This window comes from Rhizobium sp. YAF28 (assembly GCF_052113285.1).
Taxonomy (GTDB): Bacteria; Pseudomonadota; Alphaproteobacteria; order Rhizobiales; family Rhizobiaceae; genus Rhizobium.
In genome coordinates, this window is record NZ_JBFRCX010000023.1 from 42325 (window position 1) to 62223 (window position 19899).

The 19899-nt window shown below is 61.1% G+C and carries 20 protein-coding genes; 13 read left to right on the forward strand and 7 right to left on the reverse strand.

Annotated features, from left to right (window positions below):
* Positions 1–92: 92 nt before the first annotated feature.
* Complete coding sequence (locus AB4Z13_RS32285; protein ID WP_113321860.1) at positions 93–785, reverse strand: ribonuclease HII; 693 nt, start codon at positions 783–785, stop codon at positions 93–95.
* A gap of 228 nt (positions 786–1013) precedes the next feature.
* Entirely contained in the window at positions 1014–2171 is a 1158-nt protein-coding gene (locus AB4Z13_RS32290; protein ID WP_442207736.1) for a PA0069 family radical SAM protein, read from the reverse strand.
* 138 nt (positions 2172–2309) lie between these two features.
* Between AB4Z13_RS32290 and AB4Z13_RS32295 the strand changes: the two genes are divergently transcribed.
* Both AB4Z13_RS32295 and AB4Z13_RS32300 read left to right on the forward strand, forming a co-directional pair.
* Positions 2310–2828 carry a glycosyltransferase family 2 protein gene (locus AB4Z13_RS32295; RefSeq protein ID WP_113321887.1) on the forward strand — a complete coding sequence of 173 codons (519 nt, stop codon included), beginning with the start codon at positions 2310–2312 and terminating at the stop codon, positions 2826–2828.
* Positions 2829–3006: 178 nt separating this feature from the next.
* Entirely contained in the window at positions 3007–3321 is a 315-nt protein-coding gene (locus AB4Z13_RS32300; RefSeq protein WP_113321858.1) for a hypothetical protein, read from the forward strand.
* Positions 3322–3343: 22 nt separating this feature from the next.
* Here AB4Z13_RS32300 and moaB read toward each other — a convergent pair whose 3' ends face one another.
* From moaB to AB4Z13_RS32320, 4 genes are all read right to left on the reverse strand, one after another.
* Positions 3344–3895, reverse strand: a complete 552-nt coding sequence (moaB, locus tag AB4Z13_RS32305; RefSeq protein ID WP_439014202.1) for a molybdenum cofactor biosynthesis protein B — start codon at positions 3893–3895, stop codon at positions 3344–3346.
* A complete protein-coding gene (locus tag AB4Z13_RS32310; RefSeq protein ID WP_439014203.1) occupies positions 3895–4770 on the reverse strand; it encodes a 4-(cytidine 5'-diphospho)-2-C-methyl-D-erythritol kinase in 876 nt (291 codons plus the stop codon). The genes moaB and AB4Z13_RS32310 overlap by 1 nt, the downstream gene beginning before the upstream one ends.
* A gap of 6 nt (positions 4771–4776) precedes the next feature.
* On the reverse strand, positions 4777–6612 hold the full coding sequence (locus AB4Z13_RS32315; protein ID WP_439014204.1) for a tetratricopeptide repeat protein: 1836 nt from the start codon (positions 6610–6612) through the stop codon (positions 4777–4779).
* Between the two features lie 202 nt (positions 6613–6814).
* On the reverse strand, positions 6815–7831 hold the full coding sequence (locus tag AB4Z13_RS32320; protein ID WP_439014205.1) for a polyprenyl synthetase family protein: 1017 nt from the start codon (positions 7829–7831) through the stop codon (positions 6815–6817).
* Between the two features lie 109 nt (positions 7832–7940).
* Between AB4Z13_RS32320 and AB4Z13_RS32325 the strand changes: the two genes are divergently transcribed.
* Positions 7941–8168: a putative signal transducing protein gene (locus AB4Z13_RS32325; protein WP_439014206.1), complete on the forward strand. Its 228-nt coding sequence runs from the start codon at positions 7941–7943 to the stop codon at positions 8166–8168.
* A gap of 4 nt (positions 8169–8172) precedes the next feature.
* Positions 8173–8949 carry a tRNA1(Val) (adenine(37)-N6)-methyltransferase gene (locus AB4Z13_RS32330; RefSeq protein ID WP_439014207.1) on the forward strand — a complete coding sequence of 259 codons (777 nt, stop codon included), beginning with the start codon at positions 8173–8175 and terminating at the stop codon, positions 8947–8949.
* An 81-nt stretch (positions 8950–9030) separates the two neighbouring features.
* On the opposite strand, the gene AB4Z13_RS32335 is transcribed toward AB4Z13_RS32330, so the two are convergent.
* Positions 9031–10374 (reverse strand): Nramp family divalent metal transporter, encoded by a 1344-nt coding sequence (locus AB4Z13_RS32335; RefSeq protein ID WP_439014208.1) that lies wholly within the window; start codon positions 10372–10374, stop codon positions 9031–9033.
* A 192-nt stretch (positions 10375–10566) separates the two neighbouring features.
* Here AB4Z13_RS32335 and AB4Z13_RS32340 point away from each other — a divergent pair, with 192 nt between their 5' ends.
* The 9 genes from AB4Z13_RS32340 to AB4Z13_RS32380 form a co-directional block, all read left to right on the forward strand.
* Positions 10567–11427 (forward strand): S49 family peptidase, encoded by an 861-nt coding sequence (locus AB4Z13_RS32340; RefSeq protein ID WP_113321851.1) that lies wholly within the window; start codon positions 10567–10569, stop codon positions 11425–11427.
* A gap of 18 nt (positions 11428–11445) precedes the next feature.
* Entirely contained in the window at positions 11446–11637 is a 192-nt protein-coding gene (locus tag AB4Z13_RS32345) for a hypothetical protein (protein ID WP_113321850.1), read from the forward strand.
* Between the two features lie 157 nt (positions 11638–11794).
* A complete protein-coding gene (locus AB4Z13_RS32350) occupies positions 11795–12754 on the forward strand; it encodes a glycine--tRNA ligase subunit alpha (protein ID WP_439014209.1) in 960 nt (319 codons plus the stop codon).
* 103 nt (positions 12755–12857) lie between these two features.
* Complete coding sequence (locus tag AB4Z13_RS32355) at positions 12858–13409, forward strand: LemA family protein (RefSeq protein WP_439014210.1); 552 nt, start codon at positions 12858–12860, stop codon at positions 13407–13409.
* Positions 13410–13492: 83 nt separating this feature from the next.
* Positions 13493–14764: a 3-phosphoshikimate 1-carboxyvinyltransferase gene (aroA, locus tag AB4Z13_RS32360; RefSeq protein WP_439014211.1), complete on the forward strand. Its 1272-nt coding sequence runs from the start codon at positions 13493–13495 to the stop codon at positions 14762–14764.
* A gap of 133 nt (positions 14765–14897) precedes the next feature.
* Positions 14898–16835, forward strand: a complete 1938-nt coding sequence (locus AB4Z13_RS32365) for a DUF2207 domain-containing protein (RefSeq protein WP_439014213.1) — start codon at positions 14898–14900, stop codon at positions 16833–16835.
* Positions 16836–16927: 92 nt separating this feature from the next.
* Positions 16928–18199, forward strand: a complete 1272-nt coding sequence (gene purD / locus AB4Z13_RS32370) for a phosphoribosylamine--glycine ligase (RefSeq protein WP_439014214.1) — start codon at positions 16928–16930, stop codon at positions 18197–18199.
* A gap of 108 nt (positions 18200–18307) precedes the next feature.
* Positions 18308–18760 carry a plant virulence effector HPE1-like domain-containing protein gene (locus AB4Z13_RS32375; RefSeq protein WP_439014215.1) on the forward strand — a complete coding sequence of 151 codons (453 nt, stop codon included), beginning with the start codon at positions 18308–18310 and terminating at the stop codon, positions 18758–18760.
* A 349-nt stretch (positions 18761–19109) separates the two neighbouring features.
* A partial coding sequence (locus tag AB4Z13_RS32380) for a cache domain-containing protein (protein ID WP_442207737.1) occupies positions 19110–19899 on the forward strand: 790 nt, incomplete at its 3' end.

The following is a 19899-nucleotide window of genomic DNA, read 5'->3' on the forward strand; positions in this document are numbered from 1 at the left end:
AAACCCTCGATGCCGGTACAGCAATCGAGTGTCTCTGACACTTCCCCATCCCCAGGGCTTGCAGGGAAACGGAGCGGATCCCGCGCTGGAGCTTACTCCTCCAGCATCTCCCCATTCAGCTCTTCCACGACGCCGTCCTTGCGGAGTGGCCGGAAGCTCATCCGGTGCAGCGAGCACGGCCCGTGCTTCTCGATGCCGGAGCGATGCTGTGCTGTACCATATCCGACATGAGCGGCAAAACCATATTCGGGAAACACCAGATGCGCGCGCGCCATCATTCGGTCGCGCGTCACCTTCGCCACTATGGAGGCGGCGGCGATAGAAACGGATCGCGCGTCACCCTTCACCACGGCCTGCCCGGGGCAGTCGAGGCCAACAGGCACGTCCAGTCCGTCCGTCAGCACATAGCTTGCTGGTACGGCAAGGCCGCAGATCGCGCGGCGCATGGCGTCAAGGCTTGCTTTGCGGATATCGGTTTCATCGATGCGTGTGGAACTGGATGAGGCGATGGAGACTGTTGCGGTCGCAAGAATTTGGACGAACAGTTCCTCGCGTTTCTGCGCCGAAAGCTGCTTGGAATCGTTAAGGCCCTCTGGAATACGCTTGGGATCGAGGATCACGGCTGCAGCCACGACGGGGCCTGCAAGCGGCCCGCGCCCAGCCTCGTCGGCGCCCGCGACAGGCCAGTGGCCAGCCTTGCGGGCTTTCAGCTCCAGCCGGAAATCCGGCATGAGGGGGGCCTCTTCAAAGAGCAGAGGAGAATCGGGTGACGTGCGACGTTTCATGCGGTTGAAACTCGCACGCCAACCCGATTTCCTGCAAGCCCCCGGATCAGGGCGGCGACGGCCGGGGGGCGGTCCGGCGGATGGTGCGGTCAGGGCCATCCGCAGGAATTGCGCAAGACAGAAGACGCAGGGCAGGTCTTCTTCACGCCTCACGCAAGCTCGTTAACAAAAGCAATTCCAGCAAAAGTGCGCAGCGGCTTTGCGTCCGGAATTGCGTAAAACAACCAGTCAGAGCAACGAAAGCTGCACGCCGCTGCCATTTGGCGGTACGAAGAGATCGTCGCGCAGGGCAAGGCTTCGCCTAGTTAGCCCTAACCGCTTTGCTGCCATCTCGAAGCGGCGGGCGATCTGCCAGGCGTAAGGCCCGGCGCCCTTCATGCGCTTGCCGAACTCGGCATCATAATCCTTACCGCCGCGCATTGAGCGCACCAGCGACATGACGTGGCGATAACGGTCAGGATAGTTCTGCAGCAGCCAGTCGCGGAACAGCGGGCTCACCTCCAGCGGCAGCCGCAGCAGCACATAACTTGCCTCTTCTGCGCCTGCCGCCTTTGCGGCATCCAGAATGCGCTCCAGCTCGTGATCGTTGAGCGCCGGGATGATCGGCGCCGCCATCACTGACGTGCGCACACCGGCCTCGGAAAGCCCGCGGACCGCCTCCAGCCTGCGCGTCGGCGTCGAGGCGCGTGGTTCCATCAGGCGCGCAAGCTTGCGGTCAAGCGTCGTGACCGAAATGCCGACGCGGACGAGGTTCTTCGCCGCCATCTCCGTGAGGATATCGAGATCGCGCAGGATCATCGCCGACTTGGTGACGATCGCAACGGGGTGGTTCGCCTTGTTCAGCACTTCGAGGATCTGCCGCATGATGCGCCACTCCTTCTCGATCGGCTGGTAGGGATCGGTGTTGGTGCCGATCGCGATGACGCGGACCTTGTAGCCAGGCTTGGCGAGCTCGCGCTCCAGAAGCTTCGGCGCGTCCGGCTTGGCAAACAGCTTGCTTTCGAAATCCAGTCCCGCCGAGAGGCCCATATCGGCATGCGTCGGCCGGGCGAAACAATAGATGCAGCCATGCTCGCAGCCGCGATAGGGATTGATCGACCGATCGAAGGAAAGGTCGGGGGACTCGTTGCGGGTGATCGCCGTGCGCGGCTTCTCGATCTGCACATCCGTCTTGAAGGGCGGCAGTTCCTCGAGCGTCTGCCAGCCATCATCGAAGGTCTCGCGCTGTGTTGGCTCGAAGCGGCCGCTGGGATTAAGCCCCGCGCCGCGGCCACGCCGCCGGTCAACCTCGATGCGCAGCCCCGAGGCCGCGATCATCGCGTCGGCAATATCTGCCGTATTGGCAGGCGCAAATGCGGCCTGCCCTGCAAGGGACTGTGGTCTCATCGGATTCTCCAGCGGCGGAAACGCTCGATCCCGCTCGTTTTGATGATTATATTCCTATCCGCAAAAAGAGAACAATGCAAGAACAAAATGGGGAAAGTGGTGCTGGCAAAATTTTGTGCGGCGCTCTATAAACAGGCAATGTTGACTGTCGTTCTTGAATGCCAGGATCAGGAACCTGAGCTGGCCCAGACTCTATCGGTATTGGTGGCGGGCGCTGTGGAAGGCCTCGTCAGCGACGTGGTCGTGCTCGATCACGGCTCCCGCGACGGCACCTCGCGGGTGGCGGATGCCGCCGGCTGCCGTTTCCATTCGCAGTGGGATATCAAGGACATCATCCGTTCCGCTCGCGGCGAATGGCTGCTTTTCGTCGAACCGGGCGCAAGACCGCAGGCGGGCTGGATCGACGAAGTCGCGGAATACGTAGCCTTGAATAAGGTGCCTGCGCGTTTCACCGCCTCGCGCGGCTATCGGCGCCCCTTTTTCCAGCGCGTCGGCCGTGCCAGGCCGCCGCTGGAACTCGGCCTGCTCATGCCGAAGAAACTCGCCATTTCAGCTGCAAAGAGCGGCATGCGCCTTACCGAATTCGTCAAGGCACAGAAGCCGCGCCAACTCTCCAGCGAATTGATTCCCTCCTGGGTCGCCCGCGCCGCGCGATAGCTGCACTCCTCGACATTGCGAAAAGATGGCGCCCAATAGGATTTCGCGCTATAATTCGGCTATGGCGCCGCCGAAGCGCCTCGCTTCGTAACGGATGGCCATGGAATGCCGGTGAACGGCAGAACAGGTCAGCGAAAATCTCCTCTTCTGCCGGGTTTCCGGCGAAAGGAGGTGCGTCATGCTACGCAATATGGTCCACGGCCTGCTGGCCGTCATATTGACGACATTGGTGATCGCGCATCCGCATCCGGCAGCATCGCAGATGATGCGCAGTTGCGCAGGCCGATCCGAGATCGTCAATTTCCTGGACAGCAACTTTGGCGAAAAGCTCACTGCAGTCGGACTGATTAACCAGAACGCCATTCTCGAAGTCTATGCCGCCGAAAGCGGCACATGGACGCTCGTCGTCACGGACGTTCACGGGATAAGCTGCGTGCTGCTGTCCGGTGATAGCTGGGAAACGATGCCCGCCCTGCCGGGCCTCGCGACATAGCGATGCTGCTGTTGTAACCAGTCTATTTCGTCGCGCCGCGCTTGAGGTGTTCGTCCAGCCGCGGCATGATCTCCACGAAATTGCAGGGCATATGGCGATAGTCGAGCTGCGCCTTCAAGATGCCGTCCCAGGCATCCTTGCAGGCGCCGGGCGAGCCCGGCAGCACGAAGATGAAGGTGGCGTTGGCAACACCTGCCGTAGCGCGCGACTGGATCGTCGAGGTGCCGATCTTGTCGTAGGAAATGCGGTGGAACACGGCCGAAAACCCGTCCATCCTCTTTTCGAAGAGCGGTTCCAGTGCGTCGGGCGTCACGTCGCGGCCGGTGAAGCCGGTCCCGCCCGTGGTGATGACGACGTCGATCTCCTTGGCTTCTGTCCAGGCGCGCACGCGCGCGGTGATCCTCTCGCGGTCGTCAGGCACGATGTCGCGGTCGACCAGATGATGGCCGGCTTCCACAATCCGTGCCACCAGCGTATCGCCGGATTTGTCATCCGCCAGCGTGCGTGTATCCGAAACGGTCAGAACCGCAATGCCGAGGGGGATAAAAGCTCGTTTTTCGTCCAGGCCTGCCATCATGCACCTCCTGCGAAAGTCTCCGTCGACTGGAAATACCAGTCCGGGCGGGCCGCGTGAAGACGCTCAGCGGCGCGCAGCGCAGCAACGGGTGTCTCGAAGATGCCGAAGCAGGTCGCGCCAGAGCCGGACATGCGCGTGAAAAGCGCGCCTTCTGCCGCGAGCATGCCTGAAATCTCGGCGATTTCGGGAACCAGTTCCCGCGCCGGCATCTCAAGATCATTGCGTGTCGCCCGTATGGCTTCCATCCAGTGCGGAGTCTTCTTCAGGACCAATGAAGGATTATTCTTGGTGACAAGCCGCTGGAAGATCTCGGGCGTGGAAACGCCTTTCAGCGGATTGGCGAGCACCATGGCGAAGGAGGGCAGGGCATCGGCCGTCTCTATCTTTTCGCCGATACCGCGTGCGATCAGCGGCGTGCTTTTCAGGCACATCGGCACGTCGGCCCCAAGCTTCAGTGCGAGGGCGGCAACGGTCTCAGTGGGAAGCGTCACGTCCCATAGACGCATCAGCCCGCGCAGCGTCGCTGCCGCATCGGCAGAGCCGCCGCCGATTCCGGAAGCGACCGGCAGATTCTTTTCCAGATGGATGCGCACGGGCGGAGCGCCGCCTGCCGCTTCCCGCAGCAGGTCACGCGCCTTCAGCACCAGATTGGTGCCGGGGTCATCGGCAAGCACATCGGCGAATTGGCCGGAAAGCGTGAAATCATCCGCATCGGCAGGCGCAAAGCCCAGCCGGTCGCAGTGGCGAGCAAATGTCACCAGCATTTCAAGAAGGTGGTAACCGTCAGGCCTCTGGCCCGTCACATGCAGGGCCAGATTGATTTTTGCGCACGCATCTTCGGTGACCGCGAAATCGCCGAGCCCGTCAGGCATGCGGCCTCAGGATTTCTTGTCGACCGGCGGCGGCGGCGTCACCGGCTGCGGGTCCGGCTGCTTCTTGTCGACGGTCTTGGAGTCGTCGTCCTGCGCAGGCAGGCCGTTGGCGACTTTTTCCTTTATCTTCGGGATCTGGGTTTCCTCGGGTTCGGAGGCGAGCGCCCGGTTCCACTGATAGACGGCTTCCAGCTTGCGGCCGACCCGCCAGTAGGCATCGCCGAGATGGTCGTTGATCGTCGCGTCGCCGGCCTTGATCTGCGCCGCGCGTTCCAGCTCATCGACAGCATCGTTGTAACGGTTGAGGCGGAAATAGGCCCAGCCGAGCGAGTCGATGATATAACCGTCGTCAGGACGCAGCTCGACGGCCTTCTTGATCATCCCAAGGCCTTCGTCGAGGTTGCGGTTCATGTCGATCCAGGAATAACCGAGATAATTCAGAACCTGCGGCTGGTCCGGATTGAGGTCGAGCGCCTTGCGGAAGTTAGGCTCCGCCTGGTCCCACTTCTTCAGCCGCTCATAGGCGATGCCGCGCTGGAAGAAGACGCTCCAGTCCGAGCGGCCCGGCAGCGGCCCGATCACTTCGACAGCCTTGTCGTAATTATCGGCCATCGCCTGATAATCCTTGGCGTCGGAAAGCACGCTGCCATAGGCGAGGTAGCTTCTGATATCGGTCGGGTCGGAAGCGATCAGCGACTGCAGGTGCTTGCGGGCTTCGTCCACCTTGCCGCCCTGCGCGAGCGCGAGGCCCAACTGCAGTTCGGAGATGCGACGCATCGGCGAATTCGCCGGCACCTTCTGGTAAAGCGCGATGGCGCGATCCATCTGGTTCTGCTTTTCCGCAATGCCGCCAAGCAGCACCAGCGTGTCGGCACTATTCGGATCGAGTGCATTGGCCGTTTGCAGATAGAGCGAGACAATGTCCTCGGCGCCATCGCGGTTCAGCGCGCCGCCGACCGAGAAGAGCACGCCAGCCGCACCCTCTTCGGCGCTCTTGACCTGCTGTTCCTGCTTCTCGCCCTTTTCGATGCTGTCGCGCAGCGCGTTCAGCGGCGTGTAGTTCGGCAGCAGATTGTCGCCGACGGAAACGGCGTCGAGCGCCTTCTGCTTGTTGCCCTGCGAGGCTTCGAGGCGGGCGAGCGCCATGATGGCGCGCATGAAGGTATCAGGTGCAGTTGCGCCGCCTTCCTTGTCCAGCACGGCATCGTTGAGATGCTGGCGGGCAGATTTGACGTCGCCGTTGACGATCGCGATCGCACCGGCATTGTAGTTCTGGAAGATGCGGACCCAATCCGGTCCCTTCATCTTCTCGACCATGGTTAGCCCCTCCTTGCCGCGGCCGGCGCCGACACGTGCCCAGGCCAGCAGAAGGTCGTTCATCATGCGGTCGAGATCGTTCGGCCCGTCATATTTCAGGATCGATTCAGCCGTCTTGAACTCGCCGCGGCGCATCGCGTCCATGCCGCGCACGATCGTGGTGATACGCTCGACGGTCGGGTCGCCCTTGAGGTCGTTGGCATATTTCACGCCGTCCTTGATGTCGCCGTTGAGCAGCAGCGAGATCATCAGGCGTTGGCGGATTTCCGGATTGCCCGGCTCGATCTGCAAGGCTTTCTTGTAGAGCTCGATCGCCGTCGGATAATCGTGATCCACATCGGCCGTGCGGGCAGCGAGAAACGCGCCCGAGAAGGTGGATACGCTGTCCGGATCGAAAGTCACGGTCTTGTTGGCATCATCCGCCTTGGCCGCGTCTTCGGCGTTCACACCGCCGATCCCGCCGAGCGAAAGCACCGCCGCCAGGGCTGCGCTCGAAAGGAGACGGGTGACAAATCTCTGCCGCATTAGAAAACCTTTCTTCAGGGACGGCCGACTCAATGCGCCGGCCGCAAAATCAGTTGCAAACACTGATTCACAACAGGATGGCTTTTTTGAAGCGGCCCTGCAAGAAATTCAGCCCACGTTCAAGGACGCTTGATTAAAGCGCCGCCGCGCAAAAGCGTGCGGCGGCTTTGCGGCAACGACATGCGTCACACGAAGGCAAGCTTCAGTTCACGCGCTCGATGCAGAAATCGATGACTTCTATCAGGGCCGATTTCCAGGGGCTGTCCGGCAGAGGCGCCAGCGCATCCCGGGCGATCGTGCCGTAGTGGACGGCCCGCTGGATCGTGTCGTTCAGCGTGCCGTATTTGGTGATCAGGCCGAGCGCCTTTTCCAGATTGGCATCGCTGCTGTTACCGCCTTCGATCGCATCGCGCCAGAAAGCGCGCTCGTCCTGCGTACCACGGCGATAGGCCAGGATGACCGGAAGGGTGATCTTGCCTTCGCGGAAGTCGTCGCCGACATTCTTGCCGAGATCGGCAGCCTTGCCGCCGTAATCGAGCGCGTCGTCGACGAGCTGGAAAGCGAGGCCGAGATTCATGCCGTAGGATTTCAGCGCGTTGCGGTTGGATTTGCTGGTCTCGGCAACGATGGGTCCGACTTCTGCAGCAGCGGCAAAGAGAGCGGCCGTCTTGGCGCGGATGACAGAGAGGTAATCGTCCTCGGTCGTTTCCATGTTCTTGGCGACGGAAAGCTGCAGCACCTCGCCCTCGGCGATGACGCAAGCGGCAGAGGAAAGCACGTCGAGCGCCTCCAGCGAGCCGACTTCGACCATCATGCGGAAGGCCTGGCCGAGCAGGAAGTCGCCGACGAGAACGCTCGCCTGGTTGCCCCAGATCGTCCGCGCGGTCGACTTGCCGCGGCGCAGGTCGCTTTCATCCACCACGTCGTCATGCAACAGCGTTGCCGTATGCATGAACTCGACTGATGTGGCGAGCTTGATGTGGTTTTCGCCCCTGTAGTTAAAGAGCGAGGCCGCAGCGAGCGTCAGCATCGGCCGCAGGCGCTTGCCGCCGGAGGAGATGAGATGGTTCGCCACCTCCGGGATCATCTGGACATCGGAGCCGGCCTTGGAAAGGATAAGCTGGTTCACCCGCTCCATGTCAGCCTTGGTGAGGTCCACCAGCGGCTTGATGGAAGCCAGTTTGTTTTTGTTTTCTTCAAGCGGTATTACCACGCCCAACGACCCGGACTCCTGTTCATTCGTTGCCTTTGACAATAGAAAGGGGCGATGGAGGCGGCAAGGGGTGAATTGTCGCTGCCAGCAAATTCGGAAGGGAAAATGACGGCAAATGCATGAGCTTATCCGCGCAAACGACCCCGTTCTGCTCTCTTTTGCCGAGAGCCTCATGAAGGATGCGGGAATTTCGTGCTTCATCGCCGACCAGGGGATGAGCGTGCTGGAGGGCTCGCTCGGCATGCTGCCGCGCCGCCTGTTGGTCGATGAGGCGATGGCCGTTCAAGCCCGTCGCATCCTTATCGATGCGGGTCTCGGCGGCGAATTGCGCGAGCGGAAGTGAAAAGATGACGCAGGCGGTGACGGACACCATAGACGCCTTTCATCGCGGCCTCTTCCATATCGTCCAGCCTAAGGGCAGGGGGCATCGTGCCGGCATGGATGCCATGCTGCTGGCGGCCCTTGTTGCCGATGATCGCCCCATAAGAGTGGCCGATCTCGGGGCCGGAGCGGGTGCAGCCGGCCTTGCTGTCGCCTCCCGTCTTTCGAGGGCCGAGGTCGTGCTCTTCGAGCGCTCGGCGGAAATGGCCAACTACGCCCGCCGCAGCATCGAACTGCCTGATAATTCCCATATGGCCGGCCGCGTCTCGGTCGTTGAGGCCGATGTCACGCTGACCGCCAAGGCACGCAATGACGCAGGCTTGATTGATGAAAGCTTCGATCACGTTATTATGAACCCGCCTTTCAATGACGCCGGCGACCGCAGGACGCCGGATGCGCTGAAGGCGGAGGCGCATGCCATGACCGATGGCCTTTTCGAGAGCTGGATCCGTACGGCCGGCGCCATCATGATACCGGGCGGACAGTTGTCGCTGATCGCGAGGCCGCAATCGATCGCCGAGATCATTGATGGTTGCAGCAGGCGCTTCGGCGGCATCGAGATCACCCCCATTCATCCGCGTGAGGGGGAAAACGCCGTCCGCATCCTCGTGACGGCGATCAAGGGTTCGCGCGCGCGGCTATCGCTGCGTGCGCCCCTCATCATGCACGAAGAGGGGAGCCATAAGTTCTCCCCTCTCGTCGATGATTTCAACAATGGCCGTGCGGCTTATGGCAGGCTCTGAAGCAATTCCAGGAAAGCTTGCAGCGGTTTTCCGATTGGAATTGCGAGAAAAATCAATTCCGGAATTGCCTGAGAACAAATTCTAGCCTCCGGTCATGAAGTCGAAGAGCAGCTTGACGTTCAGGCCGGCGATCACGATAGCGACCACATAGGCGATGGCGCTCAGCCACTTCGGTGCCACCAGCTCGCCCATCTTCGCCTTGCTGGCCGTGAACATCACGAGCGGGAAGACGGCAAAGGAAAGCTGCAGGCTGAGCACCACCTGGGTCAAGATCAGCAGCTCCGCCGTGCCCTGATCGCCGTACCAGATCGTCACGAAAGCCGCGGGAACGATGGCGATGGCGCGGGTGATCAGGCGGCGTACCCAGGGCTTCAGCTTGATTTTCAGGAAGCCTTCCATGACGATCTGCCCGGCAAGCGTGGCGGTGACCGTCGAATTCAGGCCGCAGCAGAGCAGCGCAATGCCGAAGAGCGTAGGCGCAATGGCAAGGCCGAGCAGCGGCGACAGCAGCGAATGCGCCTCACCAAGTTCCACCACATCGGTCTTGCCGTTGGCATTGAAGGCAGCCGCGGCAAGGATCAGGATCGAGGCGTTGATCAGGAGCGCGAAGCAGAGCGCCACGGTGGAGTCGAGGGTCGCAAAGGTCAGCGCCTCCTTTTTCTCCGGCACGGTATGGCCGTAGGAGCGCGTCTGCACGATGCCGGAATGAAGGTAGAGATTGTGCGGCATCACGGTCGCGCCGAGAATACCGAGCGCCAGGTAGAGCATTTCGGGGTTGGTGACGACCTCAGGCGTAGGCAGGAAGCCCCTGATGACGGCGCCCCATTGCGGGTCGGCAAGGAAGATCTGGATCGAAAAGCAGATCGCAATGACGCCGAGCAGCGTGATGATGAAAGCCTCCATCCAGCGGAAGCCGAGCCTCTGCAGCAGAAGGATGACGAAGACGTCGAGCGCGGTGATCAGCACGCCGATTTCGAGAGGAATTCCGAAAAGCAGATTGAGGCCAATCGCCGTGCCGATCACCTCGGCAATATCGGTGGCGATGATGGCGATTTCCGCAAAGGCCCAGAGCGGCACTGCGACATAGCTCGGATAGGCATCGCGACAGGCCTGCGCCAGGTCGCGGCCGGAGCCGATCGCAAGACGCGCGCAAAGCGATTGCAGCACGATTGCCATGATGTTCGAAAGCAGTGCGACGGTCAGCAGCGCATAGCCGAACTTCGATCCGCCGGCGAGCGAGGTCGCCCAGTTGCCAGGGTCCATGTAGCCGACCGCCACCATGTAGCCGGGGCCGAGGAAGGCTGCCGCCCGCCGCCACGTGGAGCTGTGCCGCCCCGTACCAACTGTACGGTAGACGTCGGAGAGCGAAGCTTCGCCGCGCTCGGTCCGCCAGCCGCCCTTTGCATTCGGATTTATGATGTCCATGCCACTTTCACCTGATTACCCATGCCGGCACTATGCCTGATTAGAATGATAATGCAAGTCATTCGCAACAAGAAAATGGAGGGCTATGTTTTGGGAACGTAGCCATTGCGTTTGTCGTTGCAGCGCATACATGCAATGCCCTTGTAATGTGCACATGCATGCTGGCGCCGCCGATCATGTTGAGGAAGAGAAATGGCTGGATTTTTGAGAAAGCTGATGCCGAAGCGGTTTCGTAAGGATGGGCTCGTCATCCCCGTCGTCAGGCTGCAGGGCGCGATCATCAGCGGCGGCGGTCAGTTCCGCCCGACCCTCAATCTCGCCAATGTTGCGCCGGTGCTGGAAAAGGCCTTCTCCATGAAGGATACACCGGCTGTTGCCATCTCTATCAATTCGCCGGGCGGCTCGCCCGTCCAGTCCCGCCTTATCTTCACGCGTATCCGCGAGCTTGCGCGTGAAAAGCAGAAGAAGGTGCTGATCTTCGTGGAGGATGTGGCAGCCTCCGGCGGCTACATGATCGCGCTGGCGGGCGATGAAATCATCGCCGACCCGACATCCATCGTCGGTTCGATCGGCGTCGTCTCGGGTGGTTTCGGTTTTCCGGAACTCCTGAAGAAGATCGGTGTCGAGCGTCGCGTCTATACGGCAGGCGAAAACAAGGTGATCCTCGATCCCTTCCAGCCCGAGAAGGAAAAGGACATCGAATATCTGAAGAGCCTGCAGTTGGAGATCCATCAGGTCTTCATCTCGATGGTGCGCGAGCGCCGTGCCGGCAAGCTGACGGACGATGCGGCTGTTTTCTCCGGTCTCTTCTGGAGCGGCACGCGCGGCCTGGAGCTCGGCCTGATTGACGGGCTCGGCGACATGCGCCAGGAACTGAAGAAACGCTACGGCCAGAAAACGAAGCTGCAGCTCGTCACGGCCACCCGCGGGCTGCTCGGCCGCCGCATTCCCGGTGTCTCACCGGTCTCGCTTGATGGTGCGGCGTCCGGTCTTGCGTCGGGGCTTGTCGAAGCGGCAGAGGAGAGGGCATTGTGGAGCCGCTACGGGCTTTGATGGGAGGTAGGAGGGGACATGGCACAGCTTATCACGTTATTGATCCTCGTCTGCGCGGGCTGGTGGCTCTACCGTCGCTTTGTTTCCGATGCGCAGAGGCTTGCTGAAAAATCCCGCCGCGCCGAGAAGGAGCGCCAGACGGGGGCCATCGGTACACTGGTGAAGGATCCGGCGACGGGTGAATATCGCCTGAAACGGGAAGACGAATAGGCCGAAGCGTGTGTGTTGAGCGTTGCCGATCGGCGATCGAGATCGCTGACCGGCTGGCCGTTTGTGAGGTTTGTCGGGACGCGGTGCAAAAGTCTTGACCCCTGCGGCGCTGCGTGGCACCTGTCGCGCTCATATTCCAAGCAATCGGTGCCCTTCCATGTCTGCTGCCATTCCTGACCATATGAACCCGAAGCGCTCTTTCCAGGCGCTGATCCTGACCCTGCATAACTACTGGGCGGACAAGGGTTGTGCGGTTCTGCAGCCCTATGACATGGAAGTGGGTGCGGGTACCTTCCATCCGGCCACCACGCTGCGCGCGCTTGGGCCCAAGCCGTGGAAGGCCGCCTATGTGCAACCGTCCCGCCGCCCCTCCGACGGCCGTTACGGCGAAAACCCGAACCGCCTGCAGCATTATTACCAGTATCAGGTCATCCTGAAGCCCAACCCGCCGAACCTGCAGGAACTTTACCTCGGCTCGCTCGCTGCCATCGGCCTCGATCCTTTGCTGCACGATATCCGCTTCGTCGAGGATGACTGGGAAAGCCCGACGCTCGGCGCCTGGGGCCTCGGCTGGGAATGCTGGTGCGACGGCATGGAAGTCTCGCAATTCACCTATTTCCAGCAGATCTGCGGCATTGAATGCTCGCCGGTTGCCGGCGAGCTGACCTATGGCCTGGAGCGCCTCGCCATGTATGTGCAGGGCGTCGATAACGTCTACGACCTGAACTTCAACGGCCGCGAAGGCGACGAGAAGATCAGCTACGGCGATGTCTTCCTGCAGGCCGAGCAGGAGTATTCCCGCCACAACTTCGAATTCGCCAATACCGAAATGCTGCATCGCCACTTCATCGATGCCGAGAAGGAATGCCAGGCGCTGCTCGCCGCCGGCGCACCTGGTAATAACGCCAACCAGCGCCTGCACAAATGCGTCTTCCCCGCCTACGATCAGTGCATCAAGGCTAGCCACGTCTTCAACCTGCTCGACGCCCGCGGCGTGATCTCCGTCACCGAACGCCAGAGCTACATCCTGCGCGTGCGCACGCTCGCCAAAGCCTGCGGCGAAGCGTTTTTGCTGACGGATGCGGGCGGTTTTGACCTCGTAAACGCAGCCGCCTGATCCTGCTGCGGCGCGAGGAGCACTTGCGCCGCCTTCCCCGTTTGACGATCTCTACGAAACCCGCGTAGTCTCCCGCCACATTGGCTTTTCGGGGGGATTCGCGATGTATATCGCTCTTGGCGTCATCGTTCTAATCGCACTCTACGTCGTCTTCATCTACAACGGCCTCGTCCGTTCCCGGCAGATGGCCGAGGAGGCCTGGTCTGGCATCGATGTGCAGCTGAAGCGGCGCGCCGATCTGATCCCGAACCTGATCGAGACCGTCAAGGGCTATGCCGCCCATGAAAAGACCACGCTCGAAGAGGTCGTCGAGCTTCGCAACAAGGCGCAGGCCGTTCCCGCTGGCGATGTAGCCGGCAGGGCGCAGGCGGAAGGTCTGCTCGGGCAGGCGCTCGGCCGGGTGATGGCGCTCGCCGAAGCCTATCCCGATCTCAAGGCCAACCAGAATTTCTCCGAGCTTCAGGCCTCGCTGGAAACGATGGAAAGCGAAATCCAGATGGCGCGGCGCTATTACAATGGCGCTGCCCGCGATCTGAACGTCAAGGTCGAGAGCTTCCCCTCGAACCTCGTTGCCGGCCAGTTCGGATTCTCCAAACGCGAATATTTCGAAATTGCCAACGAGGCCGATCGCACTGTGCCGACCGTCAAGTTCTGACCTTTGTCTTTGCACAAAAACTGCTATGAGCAGTCCGACAAGGCCGCTCGCGGCCGCTGCAATGGACAGAAGAGACAAGCGCAATGAGTAAAGCCAAGCTCACCATCATCCCGCCGGGCAAGCCGCTGGCCGGTCGTGCCGTGCCGCCGGGCTCCAAGTCGATCACCAACCGTGCCTTGCTGCTGGCCGGTCTTGCCAAGGGCACGAGCCGGCTGACCGGCGCGCTGAAGAGCGACGACACGAAATATATGGCCGAGGCGCTGCGGGCCATGGGCGTACAGATCGACGAGCCCGACGAGACGACCTTTGTGGTGACCGGCAGCGGCAAGCTTCATCAGCCGAAAGCTCCGCTCTTCCTCGGCAATGCCGGCACGGCGACGCGCTTCCTGACGGCTGTGGTTGCTTCCGTCGAGGGCACGGTCGTGGTGGACGGCGATGAGCATATGCGCAAGCGGCCGATCGGCCCGCTCGTTGCAGCCCTGAAGTCGCTGGGACTGAACGCCGAGGCGCCAACCGGCTGCCCGCCGGTGACGGTGCGCGGCAACGGACATTTCGCGTCCGGCCGTGTCGAAATCGATGCCGGTCTGTCCAGCCAATATGTGTCGGCCCTTCTGATGGCAGCACCGCTCGCCAAGCAGGGCGCCAACGCGCCTGTGACGATTGCGCTTGCCGGTACCGATATCGGTGCCCGCGGTTATGTCGATCTCACACTCGCCGCCATGGAGGCCTTCGGCGCCAAGGTGGAGCAGCTCGACGCCGCGACCTGGCGCGTCGAGCCGACCGGTTATACCGCAGCCGATTTCGTCATCGAGCCGGATGCGTCGGCGGCGACATACCTCTGGGCCGCTGAAGTGCTGAGCGGCGGTAAGATCGATCTTGGCGTGGCGAACGATGCCTTCACCCAGCCGGACGCCAAGGCCTATGAAACGATCGCCAAGTTCCCGCACCTGCCGGCTGAAATCGACGGCTCGCAGATGCAGGATGCCATCCCGACGATCGCCGTTCTCGCCGCTTTCAACGAGACGCCGGTCCGCTTCGTCGGCATCGCCAACCTGCGGGTGAAGGAATGCGATCGCATCCGCGCTCTGTCCACGGGGCTCAACAACATTCGCGAAGGCCTGGCGGTCGAGGAAGGCGACGATCTGATCGTCCATTCCGATCCTGATCTCGCCGGCCAGACGCTGCCGGCCGATATCGATACCTTTGCCGATCACCGCATCGCCATGAGCTTTGCGCTTGCCGGCCTGAAGATCAACGGCATCACCATTCTCGACCCTGACTGCGTCGGCAAGACCTTCCCGGCTTACTGGCGCACGCTTGCAGAGCTGGGGGTTGCCTACAAGGACCAAGCCTGAGTCGGGCCTGGAACTGTTGCACAGAATTGTGCAGCGGTTTTGCGATCACGACACGCATAAAACAAACACCTAAAGCGCGGCGACTCGAAACATCGCGACACGCTTCAGGCTGAACCGCAATCGGGGAGGGGACATGATCCGGCGGTTTTTCGGCATTTGTTTCGCGTTGCTGCTGGTGCTATCGGCACGAGCAGCAACGGCTGAGGAATTCATCGCTTCCTTCGATTCCGCCATCCAGCTGGAAAAGAGCGGGGCGATGACAGTGGCGGAAACGATCACTGTCAATGCCGAAGGCGACCGCATCCGGCGGGGCATCTTCCGCGATTTTCCGCTGACCTTCAGGGATGCGGGCGGCCGACGCCGCAGCGTCGATTTCAGCGTCGTCTCGGTCAAGCGCGACGGCAGGGACGAGCCCTGGCATACGGAATCCGTCACTGGCGGCATCCGCATCTATGCGGGCTCCGAAGACGTGACGATCTCTCCCGGCCGTCATCAATATGTCTTCACCTACAAAACGAACCGTCAGATCCGTTACTTCGACGATCATGACGAGCTCTATTGGAACGTTACCGGCAACGGCTGGATATTTCCGATCCGCTCGGCGGTAGCGACGGTCACCTTTCCGCGGGGCGTTGTGCCCGAAGATCTCGCCGTCTTCACTGGCCCCGTCGGTGCCACCGGCAAGGATGCTCGAGCGAACGTAGACGACGGCCGACTGATCGTCGCGACCACCGCGCCGCTCGGCGCGGAGGAGGGGCTGACCTTTGCCGCGAAACTGCCGAAGGGTGCGATCGATCCGCCGAGCGCCGATCAGGAGAGCAGTTGGTGGTTCAGCGATAACCGTGACTATTTCATCGGCTTCGGCGGCCTCATCCTCGTCTTCCTCTATTACACGCGCTCCTGGCTGAAGGTTGGCCGTGATCCGGCGCAAGAGATCGTTGTGCCGCGCTGGGATCCGCCTGCTGGCATTTCGCCTGCGCTTGTCAATTACATCGACAATAGAGGCTTTTCCGGCCAGGGCTGGACGGCGCTTTCGGCAACCGCGCTCGATCTTGCCGTGCGCGGCTATGTTACGCTGGAAGATCTCAAGGACTCGATCGTCATCCGTCGCGCCGACAAGCCGCTCGGCAAGGAGAAGCTCCAGGCCGGCGAGGCCGAGCTCCTGAAGGCGGTCGGCAGAGCCGGTGATACGCTCACCATCGACAAGGCCAACGGCGAAAAGGTCAAATCGGTCGGCCAGAGCTTCCGCTCGTCGATCGAACGGGAACACCGCGGCAAATATTACAATTCCAATGCCGGTTATATCACCGGCGGCGTGATTTTAAGCGCTGCGGCGCTGGTGGCGCTCTTCGTCTTCGGCTCGCTGGAGCCGGATACGATCGCGCTGATGATCATCCCCATCGGCATTTCCGTCTTCCTGTCTGTCTTTGTGGCAGGTTTTGCGAAGGCGCTGCATCGTGGCCGTTCGCTCGTCGGCAAGATTTTCGCAGTCATCGCCATCGCCATCGCCGTTTTTGTGGGCTTGAGCATTCTCTCTGCCGTCGTGCTGGCGCTCGGCTCTTCGCTGATGGAATTCCACGAAACGCCCATGCTCTTTGCGGTTGGCGGCATCGTGCTCTTCAACATCCTCTATTTCTTCATCATGGGGGCACCGACGCCGCTCGGTGCCAAGATGACCGCCGGCGTTGATGGCCTGCGGCAATATCTGACGCTCGCCGAAAAGGACCGGATGAACATGGCCGGCGCGCCGCAAATGTCGCCGCAACATTTCGAGACCCTGTTGCCCTATGCCGTGGCGCTCGGTGTCGAAAAGCCATGGTCGCGCACGTTCGAAACTTGGCTGGCGGCTGCTGCAGCCGGAGCCGCCGCGGCTGCCTATAGCCCCGCTTGGTATTCCGGCAATTTCAACAGCGGCAGCTTTTCCGATCGTATCGGCGGCTTCTCGTCGTCGATGGCCTCGACCCTCGCGTCCACTATTCCTTCACCGCCGCCCTCCAGTTCGTCCTCGGGTTTCTCCGGCGGCGGCTCGTCCGGCGGAGGTGGCGGAGGCGGCGGAGGCGGGGGCTGGTGAGCTTTCGCGCTTGACCTTTCGGGCCTTCCCGCTTAACCGCCAGACACAAAAGGCCAGGCCCACAGGCCAGACCAGCAGGAAAGGGATCAGGCATGAAGGTTCTGTTGATCGGATCGGGCGGACGCGAACACGCACTCGCCTGGAAACTGGCGCAATCGCCGCTGATGACGGAATTCTATGCCGCGCCTGGCAATCCCGGCATCGCAGAACATGCGACACTGGCCGCGCTTGATGTCGACGACCACGATGCGGTCGTCGCCTTCTGCCGGCAAAAGGCGATCGATTTCATCGTCGTCGGACCGGAAGCCCCGTTGGTTGCCGGCATCGCCGATGCGCTGCGTGCCGCAGGCTATGCGGTCTTCGGCCCGTCTGCGGCGGCGGCCCAACTCGAGGGTTCCAAGGGTTTCACCAAGGATATCTGCGCACGCTACAACATCCCGACCGGCGCCTATCAGCGTTTCAACAACGCTCCGAAGGCCAAAGCCTATATCCGTGAGCAGGGCGCGCCGATCGTCGTGAAGGCCGATGGTCTTGCTGCCGGCAAGGGTGTCACGGTTGCCATGACACTGGACGAGGCACTGGCCGCGGTGGACGATTGTTTCGAAGGCGCGTTCGGCGAGGCCGGAGCCGAAGTCGTCGTCGAAGCCTATCTCGATGGCGAGGAAGCAAGCTTCTTCTGCCTCTGCGATGGAAAGACCGCCCTTCCTCTCGCAACCGCGCAGGACCACAAGCGTGTCGGCGAGGGCGATATCGGTCCCAATACCGGCGGCATGGGTGCCTATTCGCCCGCACCCGTCATGACGGCCGAGATGATCGAGCGTACGATGAAGGAGATCATCGAGCCGACCATTCACGGCATGGCCGAAAGTGGTCATCCCTTCAGCGGTGTCTTCTTCGCAGGCCTGATGATGACCGCCAAGGGGCCGGAACTCATCGAATACAATGTCCGCTTCGGTGATCCGGAATGCCAGGTGCTGATGATGCGGCTTAAGAGCGATCTCCTGCCGCTGCTGCTTGCCTGTGCCCATGGCACGCTGGACCAGGTCGAGGCTGAATGGACCGACGACCCTGCGCTGACCGTCGTCATGGCCTCGAAAGGCTATCCCGGCTCCTATGAGAAGAATACCCCGATCCTTGCGCTGCCGGCGGCCGGCGAGGGTGAGAAGGTGTTTCATGCCGGCACATCGCTGAAGGATGGTGCTCTGGTGGCAACCGGCGGCCGCGTCCTGAACGTGACGGCGACGGGCCGCACGGTCGGTGAGGCAAAGGACCGCGCCTATGCCCTGCTCGACGGCGTGAAATGGGAAAACGGCTTCTGCCGCCGCGATATCGGCTGGCGTGCGGTGGAACGCGAGAAAGCATAAGTACCGGGCAGACAACGGCCCGTTTCGCTAAATTTTTACCCTTTCTTCTGACGGGATGGAAACAAAGCTGCGCTAATCTGGCTCCTAATGTGAGACGGAGTGGTGTTGATGCGTCAGATTTTCCTCAGTGCAGTATTTCTGCTGGCGGCTGGTTCCGCCATGGCCGCCTCGATCGAAGTGGTCGGGCCGAGCAAGCCGAGGGAAACCGGCAGCATCATCACCGAGACCTGCGACCATTGCCCGCCGCTGCAGACGGAAGCTTCCAAAAAGGATTATTTGGTGCCGGAACTGCGTCCCGGCGCTTTCCAGCATGCCGAGGTCCGTGATGTCGATGGAGAAAAAAAGATCTATCGCACCGAAAACTGGATGGGTGGTTCCCCCGTCCTCTTCGTGAGCAAGGCAACACCCGAGCAGATGCTTGCGCTGGCTCCACCGGTGCCCAGCGAGGGTATCGACAATGAGGCGACGGCAGCCGTGGTCGGCGGTGAGGCGAAGCCGGTAGCGGCTGGCATGGGTGGAACCACATCTCTCGACGTGGCCGCGTTTGAGCTCCGTTTCTAATCGGATCTCTTTGCCACTCGGATCAAAGTTTCGATCGTCGCGAACGCACTCTGAAGAGAAGCAGGGTGCGTTTTGTCTATTCAAGATAAGTATATTCTAATTTACCTGATTGTATTCATGAGTGGGCCGCAACCTATACAAGTCTGCAAGAAGACACCCATCAATTTTACTAGTCCGCCCGAGTAGAAGTCCTGCCTTTGTTAAAAGATAATTTAATCATTCACATTAATTTTACTTACGAGGGCCGGAGGACGCATGATTGCGCTAGCTGAGCGCGCGATTTCTCGCGCGCAGGTCGGGAGTTGACCGATCCGGGATACTGCATTTCACCTTTTCTGTGAGGCCAATCATGAAGAAACTCAAGATTGCTCATCAGCTTTTTGCGCTGGTCGGTGTTTTGATGGCTGCATTTGCAGTCGCAACCTATTTTGAAATCCGTACATCCGAGCAGGCGATCTATGATGAGCGTTTCGACATGCTGCGCACGCAGGTCGAATCAGGCATCTCCGTCCTCAACACCTTCTACGAACGCGAGAAGGCCGGCCAGATGACGCATGAGGCTGCCCAGGCCGAAGCCTTCGACATCCTGAAGCGCGTGACCTTCCAGCCATCAGGATATCTCTTCGGCATGGACTACAACGTCGTCCAGCTCTTCCATCCGAATCCGACCAATATCGGTAAGGACATGAGCGGTCAGGTCGACAAGGCGGGCACGAAATTCAGCCAGGCGCTGGTCGACCACGGCAAGGCCGGCGGCGGCCGCACCTTCTACTACTGGGGCAAGCCCGGCCAGCCGGAAGACCAGGTCTTCCTCAAGGGCGCCTATTCCAAGGCCTTCGAACCCTGGAAGATCGTCGTCGGTACCGGCGTCTATCTCGATGACCTCCAGCAGAAGGTCAATGCGACGATCTGGAAGGCGCTAACCGCCTCGCTGATCGTCTTTGTCGGCGGCATCGCCGTTGCGGCCTATTTCATCCGTGGCATCTCCAGCCCTCTGAAGGACGTGCACAACGCTCTGCAGGCGGTTGCCGAGGAAGATGTTTCCCTGAAGATCCCGCATACCGGCATGAACAACGAAGTCGGCATGATGGCGAAGGCGACGCAGTCGCTGCAGGAAAAGATCAGGGAACGTCACGCGA